20 protein-coding genes are annotated in these 25,390 nt (G+C 59.0%); 4 read left to right on the top strand and 16 right to left on the bottom strand.

The genetic code is table 11. The features are described 5' to 3' along the window. Positions 1-13: 13 nt before the first annotated feature. The 6 genes from PVZ80_RS24260 to PVZ80_RS24235 all read right to left on the bottom strand — a co-directional run bounded on the left by PVZ80_RS24260 (position 14) and on the right by PVZ80_RS24235 (position 4,758). On the bottom strand, positions 14-709 hold the full coding sequence (locus PVZ80_RS24260) for an outer membrane protein (RefSeq protein WP_273864691.1): 696 nt from the start codon (positions 707-709) through the stop codon (positions 14-16). A 60-nt stretch (positions 710-769) separates the two neighbouring features. After that, on the bottom strand, positions 770-1,543 hold the full coding sequence (locus tag PVZ80_RS24255; RefSeq protein WP_273864690.1) for an OmpA family protein: 774 nt from the start codon (positions 1,541-1,543) through the stop codon (positions 770-772). Positions 1,544-1,557: 14 nt separating this feature from the next. Further along, positions 1,558-1,971: a DUF4398 domain-containing protein gene (locus PVZ80_RS24250; RefSeq protein WP_273864689.1), complete on the bottom strand. Its 414-nt coding sequence runs from the start codon at positions 1,969-1,971 to the stop codon at positions 1,558-1,560. A 276-nt stretch (positions 1,972-2,247) separates the two neighbouring features. Continuing rightward, positions 2,248-3,003 carry a carbonic anhydrase gene (locus tag PVZ80_RS24245; protein WP_273864688.1) on the bottom strand — a complete coding sequence of 252 codons (756 nt, stop codon included), beginning with the start codon at positions 3,001-3,003 and terminating at the stop codon, positions 2,248-2,250. Between the two features lie 115 nt (positions 3,004-3,118). Next, entirely contained in the window at positions 3,119-3,556 is a 438-nt protein-coding gene (locus PVZ80_RS24240; protein WP_273828376.1) for a chemotaxis protein CheY, read from the bottom strand. Next, the gene (locus PVZ80_RS24235) at positions 3,553-4,758 is read right to left on the bottom strand and encodes an EAL domain-containing response regulator (protein ID WP_273864687.1); all 1,206 of its coding nucleotides are present in this window, start codon (positions 4,756-4,758) and stop codon (positions 3,553-3,555) included. Before PVZ80_RS24235 ends, PVZ80_RS24240 begins: the two co-directional genes overlap by 4 nt. Positions 4,759-5,260: 502 nt before the next feature. On the opposite strand from PVZ80_RS24235, the gene PVZ80_RS24230 reads away from it, so the two are divergent. The 4 genes from PVZ80_RS24230 (at position 5,261) to PVZ80_RS24215 (ending at position 10,303) form a co-directional block, all read left to right on the top strand. Continuing rightward, complete coding sequence (locus tag PVZ80_RS24230) at positions 5,261-5,785, top strand: fimbrial protein (RefSeq protein WP_273864686.1); 525 nt, start codon at positions 5,261-5,263, stop codon at positions 5,783-5,785. A gap of 115 nt (positions 5,786-5,900) precedes the next feature. Beyond that, on the top strand, positions 5,901-6,581 hold the full coding sequence (locus PVZ80_RS24225) for a fimbrial biogenesis chaperone (protein WP_273864685.1): 681 nt from the start codon (positions 5,901-5,903) through the stop codon (positions 6,579-6,581). Between the two features lie 119 nt (positions 6,582-6,700). Further along, the gene (locus tag PVZ80_RS24220) at positions 6,701-9,271 is read left to right on the top strand and encodes a fimbria/pilus outer membrane usher protein (RefSeq protein WP_273864684.1); all 2,571 of its coding nucleotides are present in this window, start codon (positions 6,701-6,703) and stop codon (positions 9,269-9,271) included. Positions 9,272-9,301: 30 nt separating this feature from the next. Continuing rightward, positions 9,302-10,303: a fimbrial protein gene (locus PVZ80_RS24215; protein ID WP_110175198.1), complete on the top strand. Its 1,002-nt coding sequence runs from the start codon at positions 9,302-9,304 to the stop codon at positions 10,301-10,303. A 674-nt stretch (positions 10,304-10,977) separates the two neighbouring features. On the opposite strand, the gene PVZ80_RS24210 is transcribed toward PVZ80_RS24215, so the two are convergent. The 10 genes from PVZ80_RS24210 to tssI all read right to left on the bottom strand — a co-directional run bounded on the left by PVZ80_RS24210 (position 10,978) and on the right by tssI (position 25,371). Further along, positions 10,978-14,610: a transporter substrate-binding domain-containing protein gene (locus PVZ80_RS24210; RefSeq protein WP_273864683.1), complete on the bottom strand. Its 3,633-nt coding sequence runs from the start codon at positions 14,608-14,610 to the stop codon at positions 10,978-10,980. Then, the gene (locus PVZ80_RS24205) at positions 14,610-15,236 is read right to left on the bottom strand and encodes a response regulator transcription factor (RefSeq protein WP_110175196.1); all 627 of its coding nucleotides are present in this window, start codon (positions 15,234-15,236) and stop codon (positions 14,610-14,612) included. The genes PVZ80_RS24210 and PVZ80_RS24205 overlap by 1 nt, the downstream gene beginning before the upstream one ends. Before the next feature lie 150 nt (positions 15,237-15,386). After that, positions 15,387-16,589 (bottom strand): EAL domain-containing response regulator, encoded by a 1,203-nt coding sequence (locus PVZ80_RS24200; RefSeq protein WP_110175195.1) that lies wholly within the window; start codon positions 16,587-16,589, stop codon positions 15,387-15,389. Positions 16,590-16,700: 111 nt separating this feature from the next. Continuing rightward, complete coding sequence (locus tag PVZ80_RS24195; RefSeq protein ID WP_273828367.1) at positions 16,701-17,588, bottom strand: LysR family transcriptional regulator; 888 nt, start codon at positions 17,586-17,588, stop codon at positions 16,701-16,703. 6 nt (positions 17,589-17,594) lie between these two features. Continuing rightward, positions 17,595-18,281, bottom strand: coding sequence for a cysteine hydrolase family protein (locus tag PVZ80_RS24190; protein ID WP_273864682.1), 687 nt, complete (start codon positions 18,279-18,281; stop codon positions 17,595-17,597). 364 nt (positions 18,282-18,645) lie between these two features. Continuing rightward, positions 18,646-18,816, bottom strand: coding sequence for a carbon storage regulator (locus tag PVZ80_RS34090; protein ID WP_353857163.1), 171 nt, complete (start codon positions 18,814-18,816; stop codon positions 18,646-18,648). A 130-nt stretch (positions 18,817-18,946) separates the two neighbouring features. Continuing rightward, complete coding sequence (locus PVZ80_RS24185; protein WP_394324928.1) at positions 18,947-19,882, bottom strand: tetratricopeptide repeat protein; 936 nt, start codon at positions 19,880-19,882, stop codon at positions 18,947-18,949. 8 nt (positions 19,883-19,890) lie between these two features. Beyond that, the gene (locus PVZ80_RS24180; protein ID WP_053269601.1) at positions 19,891-20,802 is read right to left on the bottom strand and encodes a tetratricopeptide repeat protein; all 912 of its coding nucleotides are present in this window, start codon (positions 20,800-20,802) and stop codon (positions 19,891-19,893) included. Continuing rightward, a complete protein-coding gene (locus PVZ80_RS24175) occupies positions 20,783-22,981 on the bottom strand; it encodes a phospholipase D-like domain-containing protein (RefSeq protein WP_273864681.1) in 2,199 nt (732 codons plus the stop codon). The genes PVZ80_RS24180 and PVZ80_RS24175 overlap by 20 nt, the downstream gene beginning before the upstream one ends. A 17-nt stretch (positions 22,982-22,998) precedes the next feature. Then, positions 22,999-25,371: a type VI secretion system Vgr family protein gene (tssI, locus tag PVZ80_RS24170; protein WP_273864680.1), complete on the bottom strand. Its 2,373-nt coding sequence runs from the start codon at positions 25,369-25,371 to the stop codon at positions 22,999-23,001. Positions 25,372-25,390 lie beyond the last annotated feature (19 nt).

Genomic DNA, 25,390 nt, shown 5'->3' with positions numbered 1-25,390 from the left:
CCCCCCTGTCGACCTAGAACGCCCAGCGCATACCCAGCACGACCTCGCTGGAGACCAGGTTGGCCTTCATCTTCTCGTCCTGCAGGCCGCGGGCATTGGCGAAGTTGTTCCAGCCACTTTCGGTATCGCCCATGTCGATGTAGCGATAGCCGAGGTCCAGGGCCAGGCGATCGGTCACGTCGTAGGCAACGCCGGCGCCGAGGGACCAGGCCAGGTTGGTCTGGGTCGCGGAGCCGTACTGGCGCGACTCGTTACCCTGCCAGCCCTTCGACTCGAGCTGGGCCAGGCCCAGCCCGGCGGAACCGTAGACCGACAGCTTTTCGGTCACGCGAAAATCCCGGTAGGCGTTGAGCATCACGCGCCTGGACTCGATGTGGTGCTCGTTGAGGCTGGTGGGGAAAGTGGTCGAGCCGCTGGTGAACTTGTCCTTTTGCGGCAGGGACAACTCGCCCTCCACGCGCCAGCCATTGCCGAATCGGTAACCGACCCCGATCGAGCCCGTCATGTCCTTCTGGCTGTCGTCGCCGGACACAAACGAACCGATACCGGGACGTGCGCTGGAATCCATATTGCGGGCCTTGCGCTCGGCGCTGATCACCCGGGCGACCCCGTAGTAGCCCTCCTCTTCGGCCGGAGCGGCCAGGGCCAATGAGCTGTAGGCCACAGGGGCGAGCAGCAGCGCGACGGAGATTTTTGTAAGCGTTTTCATGCCTGGTTTTGTCTCTTGTCGTTTAAATGAGAGCTTCAGTGCCTTGGTCCAGCCGTGCCGTCAGCCGCGGCTATCGACTGCCGCCGCACCGTTGGAAATGATCACCTCGACCCGACGGTTCAACTGGCGCGATTGCGCCGTGGTGTCGTCGGCCACCGGGTATTCCTTGCCGTAGCCCTGGGTGAAGATGCGGTTCATGTCGACGCCCAGGCGTTCCAGGGCAAAAGCCACGCTTTCGGCGCGACGCTCGGAGAGCTTCTGGTTGAAGGCATCGCTGCCGACGCTGTCGGTGAAGCCTTCGATGCGCACCTTGCGCTCGGGGTTGTTGATCAGGAAGTCGGCCAGTTGCTGGACGTTGCGCTGGTTGCCGGGCTTGAGGCTGGCCTTGCCGGTGTCGAACAGCACGTCGCCGAAGGTGACCACCTCGCCCCGCGAGGTCTGCTTGGCGTTCATCGCCTGCAGGGCCTTGAGCTGCTGGGTGCGCACATCCAGCTGGACCTGGGTGCGCTGCACGTCGATGTTGCTCAGGCCGGCCTCGGCCTTGCGCCCGAGAATGGTCTGCTCGGCCAGGGCGATCTTCTGCTTGGCCAGGTAAGCCAGCTGGTCGATCTCGGGAGAGCGGCGATCCTGTACCGAGGTCAGGTCCGCCTTGCCCAGGGCGATAAAGGCGTCCTGGGTTTCCAGGGCGGCCAGGGTGCTCGACTCAGGCTTGCTCTGCAGCTGCGAATAGAGCTTGCGCGCCTCGATCAGTTGCGGGTTTTCCGGGGTGGCCGCGCAGCCTGCCAGGACCAGCGCGAACGCGCACAGCGAAGGGAAAATCAATGAAGTTCGCATGGAAAATTCCTCGGTTAAAAGATCGGTGAGGCTGGATTCAGCCCAGCATCGGGCGCCTGCAGCATTTCCTGCTTGAGCACCTGGATACCGGTCTGCGCATCCTTCAGTTCTTTCTGCAATTTCGCGGTGCGCGCCATGCGCTCGGCCAGGGCCGAGTCCGCCTCGATCTGCTCGGCCAGGCCCTTGGCCTTGCCGAAGTTTTTCTCGCCGAGGGCGCGGTCCATCAGCACGGTCTTGTCCTGCGCGGTCTTCATCTGTACCGGCGCGTACTGGGTCGCCCCGGCGGATACCGCGCGGCTCAGGGCATTCCTCGCCAGGGACACCTGTTCATCCGGCGCCGGCGCGCTGGCGCAGGCGCTGATCAATACCGTGCCGGTGAGCAGGGAAGCCCATAAAATGGCTCTCCGACGTGCATGTTTAGTACTCATAAAGTTCTCCAGATGTTCTCTACCAGCCAGTGCTCGAAGCCTTCTTCACTCAAGTGAGAGGCAATAGGAATCCACATGCGCATCACCCACGGGCAATGCACAGTTGCTGACTGATGGTTCATTGGGCCGGTGGATCGATGATGCTCATCGGCACGCTCAGCGGATCAGCGTCTGGCGTATCGACCAGCGCTGAAGGGCTGTACCTCATCTTGCGTGAGCACCCAGGCCAACAACCGAGGCAACGGCCTCAGTTGCTGTATGAAATTTCCCAAGGGCTCAGTCTTCGTCCACTTCGCGCTGATTAACCGGCTGCGCGGGGCGATGGTTGTCGGGAAACAATTGGTGGATTTTCTCGATTTGCGCCCTGGAGAGTTCAATGGGTTGTTCGAACAACACCCATTGCACACCCTCTGTGCAGGGCGGCGTGGTCAGTGAGCCGGTGTAGAAGACATGGTGACTGTTGGCAGGAAGCAGTGAGCCGAGATCAGGTGCGTCCTTGGCACTCAGGGTCGCTTCCTTGCCCTCGCGATCAGGCAGTTGCTTCCACAACCCGGCAAGCGCCTGGTTGTTGTGCCCTTGCTTGACCATCAGCCCGATGACCAACAAGTGGCCGTCCGGGTCCTGGTTGACCAGGTGCACCTCCATTGGATAGGCGCGATGGTCGATCCGGTGCTCGCTGGGCGTATGAAAGTGGAACTGCACCAGGCGGTATTCACGGCCCTTGAAGGTGACTGTTTCGCCGTCGATCACGTTGGCCTGAATGGTGTGGCCATTGTTGACGACCTTGAGCGACGACACGCCATAGCTGATGTTCAAGTCCGAGGCGCTGCCTTTGACGGGGCGAACTTTTTTAATCTCGACATCGATTGGAGACTGTTGCGCGCCTTGGGCACAGAGTTCGCTGCCAAACTCGCCCCAGTGTGCGGGGCCATGGTCGCCCTGGTAAGTCCAGTCGGCCGCAGTGGCGTGCAGGCTGGACAGGGAAAGGAACAATGGACCGAACAGATAAACCGGACGAATAAATGACTTCATGGAGCCTCCTCAATTTTGATGAACAGCCAAGTTCGACTGACACGCATCCATAAGTGCCTCATCCACTGGCAATGCACAACGGCTTACTGAAGGTTTATTGGGCCTGCTGGGCTGGCTAGGCTCGAACGGAAACGCGCAACCAGGGCAGCGCTTTCAGGCTGGCCCATTGGGATGGCGGGTCGATGATGCTCATCAGCACGCTCAGCGAGTCGGCGTCTGGCGTGTCGGCCAGGCAGGCACGCACCGGCTGCTCCGGGCTGTGCAGCATCAGCTCGAGCGATGGCGCGGGGCTGTCGTAGAACAGCGCATGGCGGATCTGCGGGCGGGCGCGACAGAACTGCTGCATGTCGACGCCATGGGGCAAGGCCAGGGCCTTGTTGACGATCAGCAGATCGAACGATGGCTGCGGGCCGCTGGTCAGCAACGCCAGCTCGTCGAAGGTACGGATCGGCGCGATGCGGTAGTAGTCGAGGCGATTGAGCAGCTTTTCGATGTGCAGCAATTGCTCGTGGCGCTCATCGGCGATCAGGATGCGCAGGGCTTTGTTGGTCATGCGCGCTGGCTCCGCTGTTGCCCGCCTTCGAGCCAGCGCAGCAGGTCGCCGCTGCTCATGGGCCTGGCATACCAATACCCCTGGCCTTGGGTGCAGCCCATGTTCAGCAGGTGCTGGCGTTGTTCATCGGTCTCGATGCCCTCCACCACCACCGCCATCCCCAGGGCTTCACCCAGCGCCAGGGTGCTGCTGACCACCGCATGGCAACGCGGCTCCTGGGTCAATGCCTGGACGAACCCGGCATCCAGCTTGATTTCGTTGAAGGGCAGTTGGAGCAAGCGCTGGAGTGAAGAAAAGCCGCTGCCGAAATCATCGATGGACAATCGGCAGCCCATCATCCGCAAGCGATACAGACACTCCAGGCTGGTTTCCGGCGCTTGCAGCAGGCCGCTCTCGGTCAGCTCGAAGGTCAGGCTGGAACCGCGCGCGCCGTACTCACTGAGCAAGCTGCGGACCTGCGAAGCGAGGGTGCCGTTGGACAATTGCCCGACATGCAAATTGAACGCGAAGTTGAGGTCATGCCCCAGCGCCCGCAATTGCTGTTGCAGCGCCAGCCCCTGGTGCAGTTGCTGGCTCAACAGCTCATCGAGCAAGCCGTCGCGTTCCAGCACCGGCAGGAAATACGCGGGCGACAGCACCTTGCCGGAGGCATGCCGCCAGCGCGCCAGCACTTCGACCCCGGTGATCTCCCCCGTCTCCAGGATGAATTTCGGCTGGAAGAACGCGCACAGCTCGTGCGCCGCCAGGGCCTCGCGTACCTGAGCCTCATCCGGAAAGATCTCCGGCGGTTCGGGCGGGGTTGCGATACGCGGCACAGCGCAATGCTTTTTTAGCAAACGCTCCAGGGCTTCGTAGGGCAGCGGCTTGCCGATATCGCCGAGCAGTTCCAGGTTCAACAGGGAAATGATCTGCCGCACCGTGCGGCGCAAGTCGGCGGACAGCGAACTGCTGATGATCACCGAGCCCACCTGCCCCGAATGGCCGACCGCCTGCAAAAACTCCAGGCCATCCATGCCGTCCATGCGCAGGTCGCACAGGGCGATATCCACCGGGCCGACCTCGTCCAGCACCGCCAGCGCCTCTGCGCCGTCCGCGGCCTGGAACACCTCCGTACAGCCCAGCTGCTGCAACATGCTCACGGCAATGGCGCGCTGGAACGAATGATCTTCAAGGACGATGACACGCAAAGTAGAAACAGGCATTGGACCCACCCACGACAAGTGCTGGACGCCCATCTTGTGTCACTGCCCGGGGAAATAACCGAGGCAACGGCCTCAGTTGTTGTATGAAATTTCCCAAGGGTCGTCCTGGAGATAAAAAGGCCGGGCAAAAAGTGCCGGGTAAAAACTGCTTATAAAGAAAGCCTTTAAAAAACCAGTAAAGGCAGGGCAACTAATAGAACTCAATAGTTATCACCACCCTGATAATCGAACGCCACACCCCTTGGCCATTTAATACTTTTCTGGCGTTGCCTGGCGCTTGGGAAATTTCCTACACGTTCTGCTGAATCTACTTCTGTGGTGCTGTTTCGATAGCTGTGAACATTGCTGCAACTCTTCTACAGAACCAGGAGAGTTCAGACTCCGACTATATATGCACACAGATAGTCGACCTGAATATAAAGCTTGCAAAGCAACAGTCAGGTGTCTGTGTTGTTGACTAAACGATGTGCAAGAACCTACTTAATCTGAAAGGAACACCGTTATGAAGAAGAGTTTGATCGCTGCAGCACTGCTGGCTGGTTCGGCAATTGCAACCATGGCCAACGCCGCTGACGGCACCATCAACTTCACCGGCAACATTACCGACGCTGCCTGCACCGTCACTGCCAGCACCGCCAACCAGACCGTCACCATGGGCACCGTTGCTTCTTCGGCCCTGAATGCTGTCGGCGCTACCGCTGCTCCGTCGCGCTTCAACATCGTGCTGACCGCCTGCCCGGTAACCGCCACCAGCGCCACCGTCAAGTTCGACGGCCCGGCCGACGCTGCCAACAGCAGCCTGCTGGCCCTGACCAACACCGCTGGCGTAGCGACCGGTGTCGGCATCGGCCTGTATGAAAAAGACGCCGTCACCCAGATCCCGGTCGGTGGTGCATCGGCCAGCCAGGCGCTGTCGACCACTGCTGACACGACCTTCGAGTTCTTTGCCAAGTACGTGGCCACCAACGCTACTGTCGTAGCCGGTTCCGCGAACGCCGTCAGCGACTTCACCGTTATTTACAACTAAGTCGTAAAGCCCGGGCATTGATTCATTGAATGCCCGGCCTGACTGCCTGATCAAAGTGCCCCCTCTTCCCTGGCAAAACCAGGGAATGAGGGAGCCACTCAAGGAGCATTTATCAATGCATTGGCTCAAGTCCGTTTGTCTCGCCGGCTGTCTCTTGGGTATTGCCCAGGCTTCGTGGGCCGGCGTGGTGGTGGGCGGGACGCGTGTGGTGTATGACGGCTCGAAAAAAGAAGCCTCCATCTCCGTCATGAACCCGGAAAAAACCACGCCCTACCTGATGCAGTCCTGGGTCGAGGAGACCTCGGCCGGCGGCACCCGCAAGGCCCCTTTCATCATGACGCCGCCGCTGTTTCGCCTCGATCCGGGGCAGGAGAACGTGTTGCGGATCATCCGTACCGGTGGCACCTTCCCCGACGACAAGGAATCGGTGTTCTGGGTCAATATCAAGTCGATTCCCGCTTCGGAAAAGTCCGACGCCAATCAACTGCAGATTTCGGTAAAAACCCGCATCAAGTTGTTCTTCCGCCCGGCCGGTTTGTCTGGCTCGGCCAGCGATGCCTATAAATCCCTGAAGTTCAGCCGCTCCGGCAATCAACTGCAGGTCAATAACCCAACGCCTTATCACGTTTCTTTTTATCGGGTGAGCGTGGGTAAAGACGAAATTACCAATGCCGGCATGGTAGCTCCACAAAGTTCACTGACCTGGACCATTCCGGCCGGTGCGAGCGGTGCCGTAAGTTGGCAGGCGATCAATGACTTCGGTGGTATTTCTGCGGATGCCAGTGCCCCCCTCTGATCAAGTTCAGAGGCCTGCTTTACCCCTCCTCGTTTAATTAACTATCAAACCGCTGGATCAACTGCCCGCAGCCAGTGGGAGTGGCGTGCGCGTCATAAAGTTGAGTGGAGTTTATTGACATGAAAAAACATTATCTGAACCCTGCGCCACAGCCAAAGGCCAGTGGTCGTTCATATGCTTTCACTCCCACTCGCCTGGCAACCCTGATCGCGGCCCAGTTCGTGCTGGGGATAAGTTTGCAACCCGCCGCGGTATGGGCAGAGGACTATTTCAACCCTCACGCACTGGAAATAGACACCCCCGGCCAGCAGTCTGTCGACCTTGAGCGGTTTTCCAGCCAGGGCGGGCAGCTTCCCGGTACTTACCGGGTCGATATTTTTCTGAACGACACTCGCATCAGCAACCGCGACGTCAACTTTGTCGATGTCGAGGGCAAGTTGCAGCCCGAGTTGACGCCGCAGCAATTGAAAGACATGGGCGTCAAGCTCGAAGCCTTCCCGACGCTGCAGCAACTGCCGGCCACGCAAACCATCACCCAGTTGCAGGACTATATTCCGGACGCCAGCAGTCGGCTCAACTTCGGCGAGCAACGCCTGGACATCAGTATTCCGCAAGCGGCGCTAACCAACGAAGCCCGTGGTTATGTGGACCCCAGCACCTGGGACCAGGGGCTGACGGCTGGCCTGCTGAACTACAACTTCAGCGGCGCCAACACTTCGCGCAACAACCGTTCGGGGACCGATGACAGTTATTACCTGAACCTGCGCAGCGGCTTGAACCTGGGGGCGTGGCGGCTGCGCAACTACTCCACCTACAACCAGAGCAACGGCAAGAGCAACTGGGACAACGTCAACAGCTATGCCCAGCGGGATATTCACTCGCTGAAGGGCCAATTGACCCTGGGCGACAGTTCGACCCCCAGCGATGTGTTCACCAGTGTCCAGTACCGAGGCGCGCAGCTGGCGTCGGACGACAACATGTTCCCCGACAGCCTGAAAGGCTTTGCCCCCGTGGTGCGCGGTATTGCCCAGAGCAACGCCCAGGTCACCGTGCGGCAGAACGGCTACATCATCTACCAGACCTATGTGCCGGCCGGTGCCTTCGCGATTACCGACCTCTACCCCACCTCGTCCAGCGGCGACATGGAAGTGACCATTACCGAGGCCGACGGTACCGAACGACGCTCCCTCCAGCCGTTCTCCGCGGTGCCGGTGATGTTGCGTGAAGGGCGCCTGAAGTACTCGCTGACCGCGGGTGAATACCGTTCGACCGCCAGCGAGAGCAGCACGCCGACCTTCGCCCAGGGCACGCTGATCTACGGTATGCCTTACGACTCCACGCTGTACGGTGGCTTGCTGGCGTCCGGAAAATATTCCGCCACCAGCCTGGGGGTCGGCCACGGGTTTGGCGACTGGGGTTCACTGTCCACCGACGTGACCCAGGCCAAGACCGAATTGCGCGATGGCTCCCGGCATAACGGCCAGTCGTACCGCATTCAATACGCCAAGGACATCGCGGCCACCGGCACCACCTTTACCCTGGCCGGTTACCGCTACTCCACCAGCGGTTACTACGACTTCCAGGAAGCCAATGAAATCGACCCTGGCAACTTCAACGACTGGCGCCGCACCTATAACAAGCGCAGCAAGGCGCAGATCAACATCAGCCAGTCGCTGGGCGAGTACGGCAACTTCTATGTCAACGGTTATCAGCAGGACTTCTGGCGGCAGAAGGGCTACGAACGCACCCTGAGCGCCGGTTACAACCTGAGTTATAACGGCGTCAGCTACGGCGTGGACTACACCTACAGCCAGGCTCCGGTCTACGAAGGGCGCAACAGCAAGGATCAACAACTGTCCTTCAATGTGCAGGTGCCGCTGGAAAAAGTGCTGCCTAACAGCTGGGTTCGCTACAACTTCAACACCAGCAAGAAGGGCAATACCAGCCAGGATGTGAGCGTGGGCGGCACCGCCCTGGCGGACAACAACCTGAACTACAACGTGCAGCAGGGTTATGCCAACCAGGGCGTCGGCGCCAGCGGCAGTGCCAATGCCAACTACAAGGGCACCTATGGCGAGGCCCGCGCAGGCTACAACTACGACAGCAGCTCGCAGCAGGTGAACTACGGGGTCCAGGGCGGCATCGTGGCCCACCCTTACGGCGTGACTTTCTCCCAGGAACAAGGCGAGACCATCGCCCTGGTCCGCGCACCGGGCGCGGCGGATGCGAAGGTGCAGAACAACACCGGGGTGCGCACGGACTCGCGCGGCTACGCGGTGGTGCCCTACGTCAGTACCTATCGTAAGAACCGGGTCGCGCTGGACAGCGAGACGCTGCCGGACGATGTGGACATCGACACCAACACCCAGACGGTTATTCCCACCAATGGCGCGGTGGTGCTGGCCAACTTCAAGACCCGCGTGGGCAGCCGCGTGCTGATGACGCTGACACATCAGGGCAAACCGGTGCCGTTTGGCGCCACCGCCTCGCTGGTGCAAGAAGAAGACGCCATGGACAACAGCGCCATCGTCGGCACGGACGGCCAGGTGTACCTGAGTGGCGTGCCGGAAAAAGGCCAGTTGAATGTCAAGTGGGGCGATAGAGCGAATCAACAGTGCCTGGTCAAGTTCAACTTGCCAGCGGCAGACACTTCGTCATCGGTGCAGACGTTGGATAGCGTTTGCCAATAATTCAGCAACATAAAGAACAAAGGTAACAACATGAACATTAATAAAATATTATTAAGTGGTTTATTTTTCATCCCAGGCCTGTACTCCATGGCTGCGCAAGCAACATGTACTTTCCTGTCAGGCAGTGCAACCGACGCTTCGGCTGTCAACTTCGGGAATGTTATTATTCAGCGAGATGCGCCTATTGGTTCGGTTGTGGCCACTACAATCTCGAATGTATTTAATAGTCGAGGCAACTTTATTCATTGCGTTACAGCCCCCCCTCTCACTTTACGTTGGTCGACGGAAGGAACGTCCTCATTTATTCTCAATGGTGAACAATTATTTAATACTGGAATTTCCGGCCTGGCACTGCGAGTTACCAATAGGCCATATGGGGCGAATGGTTATAGCGGAAACTTCCCGAGAGATTACACCTATGGTGGATGTACCGCGAATGTGCCGACGACATGGCGGCGGTATTGTGGAGTATCTTGGGGAGCTGGGGTTCAATTTGATTTAGTCAAAGTTTCCCACCCAACGGGAAGTGGTGCATTAGCAATACCCGGTCGATTTCGTGCCAGCATTGTTAATGAGACCTTTGTATATTCCTATAACGTTAGCAGTTCCAATGTCTCGACAGTCGCGTGCTCGGTAACCAATACCTCTATTAATGTCCCCATGGGCAATGTACAACGCAGCACATTTACCGGCGTAGGGCACGAAGGGAATCCGGTTCAGTTCTTTATCCCTCTTGACTGCGACGCCGCCACTCGGGTCAATTTTAAAATTGATGCAACCGCTGACAGTTCTGGCGTACCTGGGGTGATGGCAATCAACTCATCTGCCACGGGTAATGCCGCCAGCGGAGTGGGAATAAAGATCACACGCAGTGGTGCACCAGTGGCGTTTGGTACTGTGATCCCGGTAGGAACAGTTGCGAATGCCGGTATGTTCAACATTCCGCTTATTGCCCAGTATTATCAGACCCTTCCCAATGTCACGGCCGGTCAGGCGAACGGTACGGCGACTTTCACCATGACCTACAACTGACTCCTTGCCTGTACTTATAATGTGCACTCCACAAAGTGGCGTGCACATTTTTGTTTTCATTAGCAAGCTTCCTGCCCGCACTCTCCATATTGCATTCAATAATAAAATGCAGTTTAAAAAGTATTTCCCTCTTGATCGGCCGAGTGCCTGATCACAACTAATCCCCCTACGCTAGTTCTGCTTTTGTTTATCGAGCAGTTCGTCAATGACTGCCCGGCATGAACAGTCCGTCAAAACCGCCTGCACCTGCCGCGAAACGAATCCTCTTGCGTTCCTTACCTGCAGGTCGAGAGGCCAGCAGCCATCATCTGCCTGTTCCCTATCAAGACGACTCGAAGCCCGGCTCTGGCAACAGGAGTCGGGCGCACCCCAATCGCCCCCGAAACCCTGGGCATTCATGCACGTTCGTTCGATTAAATACTGGTGGTATCAGGGCTCAGGAAGATGACTGCGGAGCCAGTGTCGGCACTTTGATGGAGGGTAACGGGGGAACTTGATGTGGGGCGATGCGGCAGTAGCGTCTGCCTAAAGGTGTGTCAGTACAGCCAGGAAGCGTTCGGCGCCATCGCTCGATCACTGACAGGTGCCAATGTAGCGATTGCAAGTTCAAAAAACCGCTTCAAGCCAGCTGGCGGCCTGAACCCTGTGTTCAACAGGGCTCGGGCCGCATTGGCTTAGCGGATCGCCAAGGACTCGGTGTAGTTGTCCAACGCCGTCGCCAGCGCCGACATTTCCTCTCTCAGAGCGTTGCCAGCCCGCCGCACATCCTGCTCATCGCCTCTCGCTTCACAAGCCGACTCCAGCTGCTCGCAAGCCAGGATCAAACGTCGCGCCTTGACGATGCGTGCGCCGCCCTTGACCTTGTGCGCCAGGTCCGCGAGTTCCTGCCAGTCCTGGGTGGAGCAGTCTTCGGCCAGCCGCGCCATGTCCTGCTGGTTGCTGAGGGCCAGGTCGTTCAACAGCTCGCGCATGGCCGCCTGGTCGCCACGCACCAGTTTTTCCAGGGAAGCGAAATCGATGTCGTCGGCCTGCGCCGCAGCCACCTGCTCCGCCGGCGCCTCCAGCACAGCCGCTTCGAAGCGGTCCAGGCGCTGCTTGAGGGATTCCAGGCTGATGGGTTTGAACAGGCAGTCGTCCATGCCCGCCTCCAGGCAACGGGTCTTTTCATCCGGCTGCGCGTTGGCGGTAAAGCCGATGATCAGGCTGCGCGCCAGCCCGCGGTCCGCTTCCTCGGCGCGGATCGCGCGGGACAAGGCATAGCCGTTCATGATCGGCATGTTGCAGTCGGTGATGACCACGTCGAAACGCTGCTTGCGCCAGGCGCGCAAGCCATGGGCGCCGTCCTGGGCCTCGACCATTTCGTGGCCGAGGTAGCCCAGCTGCTTGGACAGCAGCATGCGGTTGGCCGGGTAGTCGTCGACCACCAGGATTTTCAGGGGCCGCTGCTGCGTTTCTTCAACCTCGCAGCGTTGTTCAGGGGGCAAGGGTTCGAGGACCGGCACCTGCAGCAGCACTTCGACCTGGGTGCCCTGCCCCAGCACGCTGCTCAGCTGCAGTTGCCCGCCCATCATTTCGCACAGGGTGCGGCTGATGGCCAGGCCCAGCCCCGAGCCACTGCGGCCGGACTGGTTGTTGTTGCTGGCCTGGGTGAAGGGGCTGAACAGGCGCTGCTGGTCTTCGCTGGAGATGCCCTGGCCCGTGTCTTCCACCCGCAGGCGGATCGACAGCGGCTCGCCCGGGGTATCGGCCAGCACCTCCAGGAGCAGGCGCACCTCGCCTTCGGCGGTGAACTTGATGGCGTTGCTGACCAGGTTGGAAATGACCTGCTTGAAGCGCAGCGGATCGATCGACACCTCGCAATCGGCGCGGGCATCCAGCGCCAGCTCCAGCCTCAGGTGTTTCTGCTCCGCCAGGCCCTCGAAGATCCGCGCCACCGACCGGACCAACTCCCGGAGGTTGGCCCGGCCCGGGGTCAGCGACAGTTTGCCGGACTCGATCCGCGCGATGTCGAGGATGTCGCCGATCAGGTCCAGCAGGCCGTGGGCGGCCCCTGACGCAACTTCGATGGCAAAGCGGTCGAGCACGCCCTGGTCGGATTTTTTCAGGGCCAGTTCGAGCATGCCGATCACCGCGTTCAGCGGCGTGCGGATTTCATGGCTCATGGTCGCCAGGAAGGTGGTCTTGGCCCGGTTGGCTTCCTGGACCATGCCCAGCAGTTGCTCGCGCTCGCTGACATCGATCCAGCCGGCGATCATGCCGGCGATGGCGCCTTCGCTGTCCTTGTACGGCAGCATCCAGTGGTAGATCGTCAGCTGCTGCCCATCCGCCCGTACCAGCGAGCGATCCTGGATTTTCGCCACGCCGTCGCGCAGCACCTGCTGGTACTCCGCATGAAAGGCCGCGGCTTCGGCGCTGTCGGCAAAACCTTTGTCGGCGACGCGTTTACCCTGCACCTCCTCGTGGCTCAGGCCCAGGACTTCGAGGTAACTGGAGTTGCAGATCAGCATGCGCCCCTCGAGGTCGCGCACGTAGATCGGATGCGGCGTGCCGTCGATCAGCGCGCGCTTGAACTCCAGCTGGTTGTTCAGCGCCCGCTCGGCCACTTCGCGGCGGTGGATCAGCCGGCGCAGGTAGGCGATCCAGAGAAACGCCAACAGCAGCAAGACACCGGCGATAAAGAAGCCCTGGACGATCGCGCCCCGATTGCGCAGCCAGAAGGTGTCGTCGATCACCACCTCACTGCGCCAGCGGCTGGTGATCTCGGCCATTTCTTCCGGCGAGATGCTCAGCAGGGCTTTTTCCAGGATGGCGTACAGCTCCAGGTCGCCGCGGTTGGTGACGAAGGCGAACCGCGCGGGTTCGATGCCCACGGTGCTGGTGATGTGCAGGCGGTCCCGATACTGCCGGGAAATCAGGTAGCGGGCGCTGAGCAAGGAGTTGGCGCCGGCATCGACCTCGCCCTTGGCGACCATCGCCATGACCTGGGCGGCGTTGTCCGCATAGACGATCTGGATTTGCGGAAAGTGGCTGGCGATGTAGTCGGTGAGGAACATGCCGCGAATGATCGCCAGGCGTTTGCCGGCCATCTCGTCCAGGGTCGCCGGGCTGCCGGGTTCGCCGCGGTTGATCAATACATAGGGCGTCGACAGGTAGGGCCGGGTGAAGCGCATCTGCCCTTCGCGCTCGGCGCTCGGGGTCAGGGCCGCCAGCAGGTCGACCTTGCCGGCATGCAGGTTGTCGATCTGCCGGGCCATGGAGGTGCCGCGCACCACGTCGAACTTCAGGCCGGTACGCAGGCTGACCTTGGCCAGCACATCGGCGCTGACACCGCGCAGGGCGCCCTTCTTGTCGAAGAACGACAGCGGCAGGAAGTTCTCCATTGCCGCCACCGTGACCCTGGGGTGCTGTTCCAGCCAGCGTTGCTCCTTGGGCGTGAGGTGCAGGCGATTCTGCCCCGGGATATTCATCTCGGAGGAACCCCAGCGGCGCAGGATGGCCATGCGCTCGCCGATGGGAATCGCCGCGATGGCGGCGTTGGTGATGCCCAGCAGCCGGGTGTTGCTGGCGGACAAGGCAAAGGCAAAACGGCTGCCCTCCAGCCGCGAGAAGTCGGTGAGCTGGACGTTGTTCAGGTAGTTCATGCCGATCAGGTAGTTGGCACTGATCGCATCGCCGAGGTAGGCGTCGGCCTTGCCGAAAGCCACGGCGCCGATGGCGCTCAGCGTCGAAGGGTAAAGCTGCAACTCGGCATCGGGATAGGCGCGACTGACGCTCTGCGGCGGCAGGTAGTGATACAGCATGGCGATCTTCTTCCCCGCCATATCCGCGACCAATGCAGCACCGCCATCGTTGCGGGTGACGATCATCGGCTGGTCGTCGGCATAGGCGGCCGACATCACCAGCTCGGGGTCGGTCTCTTCAAAGCCGTTGGCGGTGCCCAATAGATCGACTTCACCGGCTTTCAAGGCGCGGATCACCTCCGCCCGGGAATTGAACCGGCGCACTTGCACCTGGACATGCAGCAGCTGGGCCAGCAGCCCCATGTAGTCAGCGGTCAGGCCTTCGTAATCGCGGCCGTTGCCGGTGACGTCGAAGGGCGGGTAATCCGGCGCCGACACCCCGAGGTACAGGGTTGCCTTTTTGCGCAGCCAGTTCCAGTCCGCCTCGGCCAGCTCGACCTGGTGCTCGCCCAGCGTGGAACGCCCGAGCAATTGCAGGGCCTCGGGCTCATCGGACGCCTGGGCCACCTCCCATACCGGCGACAGCAGCACAAGCAGGACCAGGCACAAGCGCAGTGGATTTTTCATCAGATCAGGTTGTTACGTTTGGCCAGTTCCGACAGATGCACCAGCGAGCTGACATTGAGCTTCTCGATCAGCCGGGCCTTGTAGGTGCTGATGGTCTTGTTGCTGAGCAGCATGTCGTCGCCGATCTGCTTGTTGCTCAGGCCTTTGGCAAGCTGCTGGAGGATCGACAGTTCCCTGTCGGACAGGCTCTCGATCAAGGCCTGCTCCGAGGCATCCACATCCGTTCGGCGGACCGAGTTCAGGGTCAGGTCCGGGAAGAAGGTGTAGCCGGACTTGATGGCGTTGATGGCCTTCACCAGTTCGTCCAGGTCATCGGCCTTGGACACGTAGCCGGCGGCCCCGGCGCGCATGCAGCGCATGGAAAAGAACACCGGGGACAGGGAGGTCAGCACCAGCACCTTGACCGGCAGCTTCAACGCCGAGATGCGGCTGAGGGCATCCAGGCCATCGACACCGGGCATGGAGATATCCAGCAGCACCAGGTTCGGCTGATGTTCACGGGTCAGCTGGACGGCCGAGGCACCGTTGTCGGTCTCCGCCACGATCTCGTACTGCTCTTGCTTGAGGATCATTCTTACGGTCGAACGAATGAACGGGTGATCGTCCACAATCACGGCTTTCAGCATAGGAGCCTCTGGAAAAAGGAGTAACGGAACTGAGTCGGGAAGAGATCACGGCGGTATACAGAAAATGCCGGGTACCGGTCTACGGTTTTTAGCATATCCGAGCTTTTGCCACGCGATGCGCAATGTGCTTTTCCTGGCGCGAAACGCTGGCTAAGTCTCTTCCTGCCCAGCGATGAATGGAGCCTGCAGCCACGTTAGCAGCTCATGGGACGACATTGGCTGGGCATAGTAAAAACCTTGTCCCAGTTCACACCCCATGTTGATCAGCGCATGGCATTCCTGCTGCTTGCTGACCCCTTCGATCACCAGCGCCATGTTCAGCGCGCGGGCCAACGCCACGGTGCTGGCGATCACTGCTTTGCTGCGCGGTTCGTGGATGCTGCGGACAAACTCGCCGTCCAGCTTGATCTCGGTGAAGGGCAACTGGCAGAGCAGCTTCAGCGAGGAAAAGCCGACGGCAAAATCGTCGATCGACAAGCCGCAGCCCATGACGCGCAAGCGCAACAGGCTTTCCTGGGTCCGCGGCTGGATCTCCAGCAGGCCGTTCTCCGCCAGTTCGAAGGTCAGGTTCGCGGCGGCTACGCCATGGCGCTTCAATGCCTGGCGGATATGGTCGGTCAGCCCCGGATCCTGCAATTGCGAAGCATGCAGGTTGAACGACATTTCCAGCGGTCGCCGATCGCGCTGCAACATGCCCAGCAGGCTCAGGCCCTGCTCCAGCAACTGCTTGAACATCTCGTCGATCAGGTCGTAGGCCAGCACGGCGGCGAGGAAGTCCCTGGGCAGCAGCAAGCCCTTCGACGGGTGTTGCCAGCGCGCCAGGACCTCGGCCCCGGCCACCTGGCCATTGGCCAAAAAGAACTTGGGCTGGAAGAACGCCCGGAACTCGCCCAGGGCCAGGCCGCGGCGAATGTCTTCTTCGTTGGGCAAGGTCGTGGCTGGCGAAGGCGTCGAGGCCGTCACCAGGCATTGGCGCTGGTAACGCTGGAGGATCTTTTGCAGGGCCTTGGCCTGGATCGGCGTGCTCAGGGTGCCCAGCAGCTCAAGGCCGGAAAACGACGCCATCTGCTCGATGGCCCGGCGCAACTGCGGTTGGAAATCACAGTAGAGAATCACCGCACGGACCATCGACAGCTGGCCCGCGCAGTTGAGAAAGTCCAGGCAGTCCATGCCCTTGTGCGCCAGGTCACACAGGGCGACATCCACCCTGCCCTGCCTCTGCATCAAGGCCAACGCCTGCTCGCCACTGCTGGCCTGCACAATATCGAAAACCCCCAGTTGCTGTAGCGCAGCGACCACCGCGCTGCGTTGAACCGAGTGCTTTTCCAAAACCAGAATACGCAGTGAGATCATCGTTCGTTTGCCACGACCAGGGAGCCAGGGAGAGGCATTTTGCGGGCTGACGGCGGAGTGATGAGCAGGGGCGTTCCCAGAGGTTTGTAGGAAATTTCCCAAGCTCGGGTGTCACGACTTGGGCCGGTAATACTCGGCCATGAAATCGACGAATGCCCGGACCTTGGCGGGCAGGTTCCGGGCATGGGGGTACAGCGCATAGTAATGGCGCACGCCGAGGGTGAACTCGGGAAGAATCCGCACCAGCCGTCCGGCCAGCAGATCGTCCTGCACGGTGGCCAAGGTAAAGGCCGCAATGCCCCCGCCGGCCAAGGCACAGGCGTGCAATGCGGTGATGGTGTCCGTGTGAAAGCTGCTGTCGGCCGTCACGGCAACCGGCTCACCCTTTTCACTCTCCAGCGACCACTGCGTGGCCGAGGCAAAGGTCAGCAGCCGATGCTCGCTGAGTTCGGCGACGCTGCGTGGCAGGCCGCACCTGAAGACGTAAGCCGATGACGCGACCATCACCATGGGCGAGACCGTGAGCAAACGCGCGACCAGGCTGCTGTCGGCCAAGGGACCGCAGATGCGGATGGCCACATCGAAGCCATCGGCCACCAGATCGACAAAGGGGTCCGAGCAGGACAGATCGACCTGGATATCCGGATACCGCTGCTGGAATGCCGGCAACCAATGGGCCAGTTCCAGGGTACCGACCACCAGCGGTGCGCTGATGCGCAGCAGCCCGGAGGGGCGTTCCTGCTCCAGAGCGACAGCCTGGGACGCGGCATCGACGCGATCCAGGATGTCTACGCAGGCCGTGTAATAACGCTCGCCCGCCGCGGTGAGGCTCATGCGCCGGGTATTGCGATTGATCAGACGCACGCCGAGCGTGGACTCCAGTTGCTGCAAATGTCGCGACACCGAGGAGTGAGTGGTGTCCAGCCGCTCGGCAGCGGCTGAAAACCCCTGGGCTTCGACGATGCAGCGGAACACACGCATGGCGAGCATCTGATTCATATCGACTTAACGCACCGGCAATTTGAGGATCTGGGCAGTGGTCATCACGTCACCGAAGGTGTCCTCGACCTCGGCCAGCGCGGCCTTGTGCAAGGCGTCCTTGTCGACCTTGTCACCGTTGACCCGGGTGATGTCGCGAGTGGCCGATGCATCGGAGGCGACTATGACCTTGTAGCCCAGGGGCGCGGCGTCACGAGCGGCACCGGCGACACAGGCGTGGGTCATGAGGCCGGAGATGATCAGGTTCTCGATGCCGGCGCTCTTCAGGCGCTTATCCAGATCGGTACTGGCGAAAACGCTGACGGTGCTTTTCTGCACAACCGTGTCCTTGGCCCGCGGCTGCATGTCCGGGTGGAACTTCACGGTTTCGCCATCGATGGCGAACACCGCGGAACCGGCCGGTGCAATGTGCTGGACGTGATAGACCGGCATGTTGTGGCTATCGGCAAACTTGATCAGCTCACGGGTATTGGCCAGGGCCTTGGCGCCATCGGGGATCGGCATCCGGCCAGTGAAGTACTCGTTCTGGAAGTCGATCACCAACAGCGCGGACTTGCCGGCAGGCAACTCGCTGACCGGCATGGCGCCCGACATGGCGCGAATGGTCGGATGGCCTTCAGCCAGGGCACCGGTACTGGCAACAATGCCGGAAAATGCACAAGCGGCGAGGAAACGACGGGTAAAACGTTGCATGGGTATTTCCTTCTTCGGTTGAGTGAATGAGGAAATTCTAGGGAAATACCTCAAGCTCGAACACAGTGTAGGCAGCACAGAATCTGTGCGGTTTTCGCACAAGTTGGGGCGTTCGGCAATCTGCAATCTGCGGTGCTCGCCGCTCAGTGAATGGCTGCCGACTGTGACAACTCATAGTTTTTTTCGCGAGCAAGCTCGCTCCTACAGGGGGGGCATAGGCACCAGGATAATCATCCCTCCCCATACTGTAGGAGCGGCCGGTCGACGCTCGATTGCCCTCGAAGCAATCTAACAGCCACCGCGATCCTTGAAGCTAAACAACACCCAGCGTGACCACCGCGCAAGCCCCGTCATGATTACTGCACTATCTTTTCCGACACTGATATTTTTGGTAATGCTCATGGCGATGTATCGCGATTTTTTTAGGCGCCATGAGTCCCAAACGAACATGCTTGCCCTGAATATCCATCACGCTGACCACTATCTCCTCACCGAGTTTGAACGTCTCACCAGGCTTGCAACTAAGCAACAGCATTTTCATTCCTTATCTAGATCGAAAAAATACATGAAAAAATAATGTGATACAGCAACTTCGCACTTAAATGAGGTCGTTCTTCATGTGGCGTATTTCATTAGATCGCCGCTACTGGAGTGAATGCAGTCATTCAAATTTCCGGTCTGCGATCCGGGTGCTCTGCGTCATAGCCTTGTTTGGGGTGGGCGGGTAGAGGGTGATCTTTCATCAGATTAGGGAAACGTAGATTACGGTCAGCTCGGAGCTGTTTCCATAGACCGGAATAAAACTCATGGAGTTTTTCATCTGGCTGATATCCAAAATTATCTATAGGTTCCGGTTGAGCCGAAAATGCTCCACTGAGAGAGCTTAACCCTGAGGAACTACCCAGCGATGCGGCACGCTGATAATAGAACAGCGCACGTGGTTTGTTTTTTCTAGCTGTATTATAAAAACTTGCAGTTTTCTCTATGGCGTCGGGATTGTCCTGAGCGCCCGCACATCGGTAATAGCGCTCAGCCATGTCATCGTCCTGCTTATCCCTGGGGAGAGCAAAGGCGAAGTATTGGCCAATTTGAACTTGTGCTAAAGGACTGCCCAATTGCGCCGCCTGGAACATATACGAACTGGCCATTCGGTTTGACTTCAACACCCCATGCCCGTTTTCAGCCACTACAGCCCAATCGTAGTAACCCAGCGGGACTTTGAGTTTCACCATACGCTCATAAAGATCGAGCATCTTGCTGGTGTCTTGTTCTACCCCAGGCTGTCCTGGCCATCCTGTACGATAGAGTCCCGCCAGGTTATGCATCGCCTTCCAGTGATCTTTGGCAATGGCTTTTTCGTAGAGTCCGACGATGGTTCGCCAGTCCTTGACGCCACGCACTTTCTCTAGAGCGCGAGCCTGTTGAAACCAACCATCTGCCTCAGCATCCAGTGGCGGGTTGTGGTCTTTTTCGTAGGCACAGGTAAAGGTTGGATAGGCCATGGCTAGAGTGCCATTGAATACACCGCACATGCCGACAGCACAAAAAGCCATTGCTTTAATCAATTGCCCTGGTATGCACCGACGTTTTTCTTGGTACATAAGATGGCTCATATCTCCGGCCTGTGATCCGGGTGCTCTGCGTCATAGCCTTGTTTGGGGTGGGCGGGTAGAGGATGGTCTTTCATCAGATTAGGGAATCGCAAATTAGGATTAGCATCTAGCTCTTTCGACAAATTTGCATACAACTCATGAAGAGTTGTATCGGGGCGGTAGCCAAAATCATATAACGAGTCCACTTTCAGATCGAACGCCCCTTGTAGAGCACTTAAACCTATTGAACTACCCAGCGACGCGGCACGTTGATAATAAAACAGTGCTAGAGGCATATTTTCTTTAGAGATCTCATAGAACACAGCCGTTTCGATAATTGCATCCGGCGAGTCTTGAGCGCCAGCGCATCGGAAATAAGGCTCAGCCATTCGTTCATCTTGTTTATCGCGAGGCAATTCGAATGCAAAGTAGTTTCCGATACGCACCTGTGCCAATGGACTGCCCAATTGTGCCGCCTGAAACATATAGGAGCTGGCCATCCGGTCCGACTTCAATACACCTCGTCCACTTTCGACAGTCACGGCCCAGTTGTAATAACCCAACGGTACTTTGAGTTTGACCATACGTTCATAAAGATCGAGCATCTTGCTGGTATCTTGTTCTACCCCAGGCTGTCCAGGCCATCCTGTACGATAGAGTCCCGCCAGGTTATGCATCGCCTTCCAGTGATCTTTGGCAATGGCTTTTTCGTAGAGTCCGACGATGGTTCGCCAGTCTTTCACTCCACGCACTTTCTCTAGAACGCGAGCTTGTTGAAACCAACCATCTGCTTCGGCATCCAGCGGTGGGTTGTGGTCTTTTTCGTAGGCACAGGTAAAGGTTGGATAGGCCATGGCCGAAGCTCCACTCAATAACAATAAAAAAGTAAGGGCACAAAAAAAGATGGATTTAATCAATGGCTTTGGCATAAGGCGTCTCCACATCCCAAAAACGAGTTAAATGCTCTATCAATGGCTGGTTCTGGCCCTTTCTTTTCCAGTTCTTATCCATCATATAATTCCAACGCTTGAAGTTTGCTGCGGCATCACAACGCCCCTTGCCGTCATCAAGCGATTTCCCGACATGCAACTTCCACAACTCTTCCCGCCAATGCTTGGCCAGCTCGGCATCCGGCGCAGCGAGGCCTAATTCAGAGTCGGTATGCAGGCTGCGGGCGTTGATATTCGCGGAGCTGAGCAAGCTGAAGACGTCGTCCACCACCAACAATTTGGAGTGCACGTAGATATCCCGGAAGTAGGCCTGTTGCCCCTCGGATAAAGTGCTTCCGGGTTCCGGCGTGCAGGCAGTCAGGGTGGCGATGACGACTTTGAGACCGGGTATGTCCTTGAGGGTGTAGGGTTTGGGATCTTCGCTGTCATTCGATTTTGGCTTGCCGAGTTCAGGAATATCTTTTGCCTTGAGACCGCCCAGGCGCTGTTCGACCTCAGGGGTAACGCCCTTTTTTTCCAGCTCGGTGATCTCGCGTTTGAGTATCTCGGCTCGGTTGAGTTGAGCGCGCTGCACGTAGGGGTCGGTGTGTGGGTTGGCCTCCAGATACGCCAACTGGCTGCGCTTTCGCAGCATATCTTCCGTCAGCGTACGCTGGGCCTGGGGCATCAGTTGCTCCTGCCCGAGTTCCTGCAAGGTGGCGTAGGTGGTGCTGGAAAAACCCCTTTTGTTTGGGTTGTTGGTGACTACGAACACGTACAAGTCCTTGTCTCTGCCTTTGGCGATATAAGCGGCCGCCAGCTCGCGTAACTGTTTGGCAAACGCCGGGTAGCGGAAGTACTGGTTTTCAAAATAGGCGTAGTTGCGCACGTTGCCTAACGCTTTGTGGTAGAGCTCCAGAATCGAGGTTTCCGCCCCTTCTTGCGGCTGGGTGCGGCAAATCTGTGCCATGGTCGAGCCAGCGGCTTTGAAATTGTCTGGCTTGATAGCCTCGCGCTGATCGCGCAGGCCATCGGTAAACCATTTCTTGATCCAAAAGGTTTCCCGATCCCAGGCAGTGCTGAAGTTGTGGTTCAGGTCATGCAGCACAGGCCCTTGCACTTTCATCGACAAGTCCTGCCATGGGCCGAAGCCCGGGCTGCGCCGGGCGGCTTTGTCGTCATACAGGTGCGCGCTGGTATCCCAGTAATTGCGATGCATGTTGTGCCCCATGACGAAGCCGACCGCATTCGCGGTGTCTTCATAGTCCACCAGCACCATCTTCTGGTGGTGGCTGGCAAAGAACGTCAGCGCCAGCATGTGCGCAAAGTTGACGTCGGGCGCTTCGCCTTTTATCAGTCGATAGAGCGTCGCCAGACGCCCCTTTTCCCTGGCCATTTGAGGTCCGCGCATGATCGCGTTGAGCGGAACTTCGGTGGAGAAATCGCGGGTGCGAAACTCGACGTTCTGCATCCGCCCATCGTGCAGGCGGTTAAACCACTCCCGGGTGTACTGCTCATCCTGGGGGGAATATTTGGGCCCACCCGAGCCTTTGAGCGTGTTGTAGCCGCCCTCCCCATTCAGCTGAGCTTCGATGTCAGCCAGCATGGCCTGCAACTCACGTTCACGCGCGGGATTGGGCGGCTGAGGGCGCTTGCCTGCACCGTCAACCTGCCGTTGAGCCGCATACAACTTGGCCAGTTCATCCTGATAATAAGTGCGCTGAAACTCCAACGTCTGACGGTACTTGAGGTCCTTATCGGAGGCTGCGCTTGCTCGGGCCACGCCCGATCCCATTGCGGTGCCTCCCGAACCCGCGAGGCCATCACCGATGATGGTGTTTTCAACAAAGTTGGCCAGCGGGTTTTTCCAGATCAACACACGCGTCTTGACGCCGTGTCGACCTTGAACATCCAGCAGTTCACCGATTCGATCACTGTCGGGCTTGAAACGCATCGCTGGGTCAAATCCCCAACTGATGATTTCGATGCTCTTTTGCGCGCCCCGAATGGCATCGTATACAGCGCCGAATGCGTGCTCACCGTTGATCAGCGGGGTGACTTGTATACCGGCTCGCGGCGGGTAAAGCGCTTTTCTGGCGAACCAGTCCATGGTCAAGGCCGTGGACTTGTGGGCTTTAGGCGTTAGCTGGATAACTTCCTTGCTGTAATCCGTTGTCATTCGATGGCTTCCTGCACTCAATGGATCTTCGGCTTGCTTGCCGGACTCAAGGTAGCGGCGCGGTAATCATCTGTTGAACCCAAGGGTTCGAGCTGATCGGCCTGGGCGTGATAGTCGCGATAACCTTGGCGTGCCAGTTGCTGATTGGGTGAACCGGATTGGCTGCTGTCTTCTTTTGGCTCAATCTCGAAGCGATGACCATTCACCAGTTCTACCGCATAGGCTTGAGTGCCAGGGACGTGCTCGAATGTGATCACGCCATCGGCCCCGGTCAGGCCCTCCTGAATAGCCGCGCCATCGGCAAACAGGGTATACGGCTCATCCTCGTATCCTGGAAGTCCCGGTAACGGGCTCACGATCGCGCTCAGTTTGTGTATGACATCCGGGGCGGGTTGCGAGACCGCAGGTTCCAGAAGCTCGCCCGCGTTGTCCCTGTCAGCGGGTAGCGGAATGATGGGTAATAACGCTGCATTCTCGGTACCTTGGCCCGGCGCCCCTCCCGAATTGATCCTCACCTGCGGCCCCACCACGGTAACGCCACCAGCATCCAGCTTGATAAAGCTGCCTCCCGCTTTCAGCGTGAGCTCTGCTCCGGCTTCGAGCACCATTTTTTGTCCAGCCTTGAGATGGATTTCCTGACCGGCCTGAATCAGTTGAGCCGTGCCGAGTTTGATGTGCTGGTCCTGGCCAACAATTAAATGATCGTCGGCTTTGACTTCGACTTTGCGGTCGGCGTGGGTGGTGCGGTGTTCTTCGGCCTTGAGTTCGGTGTAGGTGTTCTTCTCCACCGTGTCGTGGCGTTCGTGGCCGATGCGGATTTTCTGGTCGTGTTCGATGTTCTCGTCCCAGTCGCGCTGGGCGTGGATAAAGATCTGCTCGGCGCCTTTTTTGTCTTCGATGCGCAGTTCGTTGCAGCCACCGCCGCCTGGAGAACTGAGGGTCTTGAAGGTGCTGCGAGTCTTGTTGGCGGGCAAGTCATAGGGGACCTGGTTTTCCTTGTGATACAGGCAGCCGGTGATCAGCGGTTGATCGGGGTCGCCCTCGAGGAAGGTCACCAGCACTTCCATGCCAACGCGAGGAATGGCAATGCCGCCGTAGTGAGCACCGGCCCAGCCGGAAGAGACGCGTAACCAACAGCTGGTCTTATCATCGCTCTGCCCCTCGCGGTCCCAATGGAATTGCACCTTGACCCGACCGTACTGGTCGCAGTGGATTTCTTCGCCTTGGGGACCGGTGACTTTGGCCGTTTGGCTACCCAGCACGCGAGGCTTCGGATGCTTCAGGGGTGGACGGTAGAAAACATCCCACGGTGTGGCGAGGAAGCGATTGCGGTAGCCCTGGTGGAAGCCGTCCTTGTTGTCACTGGAGGCGTCGGTGGTGTCGCTGGTCACCGACTCTTCCAGCACCTGTGGCTGCTTGCCTTGGTGGACGATATGGGTCAACAGCCAGAGGTCGTTCCACTCGCTGCGCGGGTGCTCGGACAGTTCCAGGAAATGCCCGCTGACCAGTCGTGTCTGGTCGCCCCAGCCTTCGGCCTGCTGGTAGTCGGCGCGGTGGCGTTCGAGGGCACGCTGGCTGAGGAATTTGCCGCGCGCACGGTCGGTGAAGCGGCCCGGGTAGTCGTAGTCTTCCAGGTCCGGCTCTGCGCTTTCAGCCTCGGGTTTATAGGCCGCTTCCAGCTGCAGGCGCGGCTTCTCGAAGTCGTAGTCGCGGCGGGTGGTGCGGCGGGTGCGGGTTTCCAGGCGCAGGTTGAAACCCTTGATCACCGGCTCGTCGGCGACCATGCCGCTGCCCTGGATATAGGCGGTGGGCTGGCCAAGTTTGGGGAACACCGTCTGGTCGTCGCCGAATACCAGCAGGTGGCCTTGCGGGCTGTGCTGGAAGTGGTAATGCAGGCCTTCCTCTTCGCACAGGCGCTGGATGAAGTGCAGGTCGGTTTCGTCGTACTGCACGCAGTAGTCGCGGTCCGGGCACGGGGTGCCGAGCTGGAACTGGTAGGCGTTGCCCTGGATGCCGTGCTCTTCGAGGATCAGGGCGATGATCTTCGGCGCCGACAGCTGCTGGTAGATGCGCTGGTTGGTGCGGTGTTCGAGGTAGGCCAGTTGCGGCACCAGCGACACCTTGTAGCGGGTCAGCCGTTTGCCGGCATCGCCCTGGGCCACGCGGTAGATCTGGCCGTGGATGCCACTGCCTTGCGGATCAAACGCTAGAAAAGCCTGCTTGTGCAGCAGCGTTTCCAGGTCCAGGTCGGGGTTCTCGCTGACCAGCTCCAGATCGAAACGGAACGGCTGGCTGATGCCTTCGACCCCTTCGAAAGACAGCACCTGCAAGTCACCCTGGAAGTCGTCGACCGTCAGGCTGAAGTGGGTTTCATTGGAAGGATTGAACATATCTTGCTCCCTGTTCGGT

Source organism: Pseudomonas sp. B3G-3 (assembly GCF_028640915.1).
Classification (GTDB): Bacteria; Pseudomonadota; Gammaproteobacteria; order Pseudomonadales; family Pseudomonadaceae; genus Aquipseudomonas; species Aquipseudomonas chlororaphis_I.
This window is presented reverse-complemented; position numbering and strand designations above follow the sequence as displayed.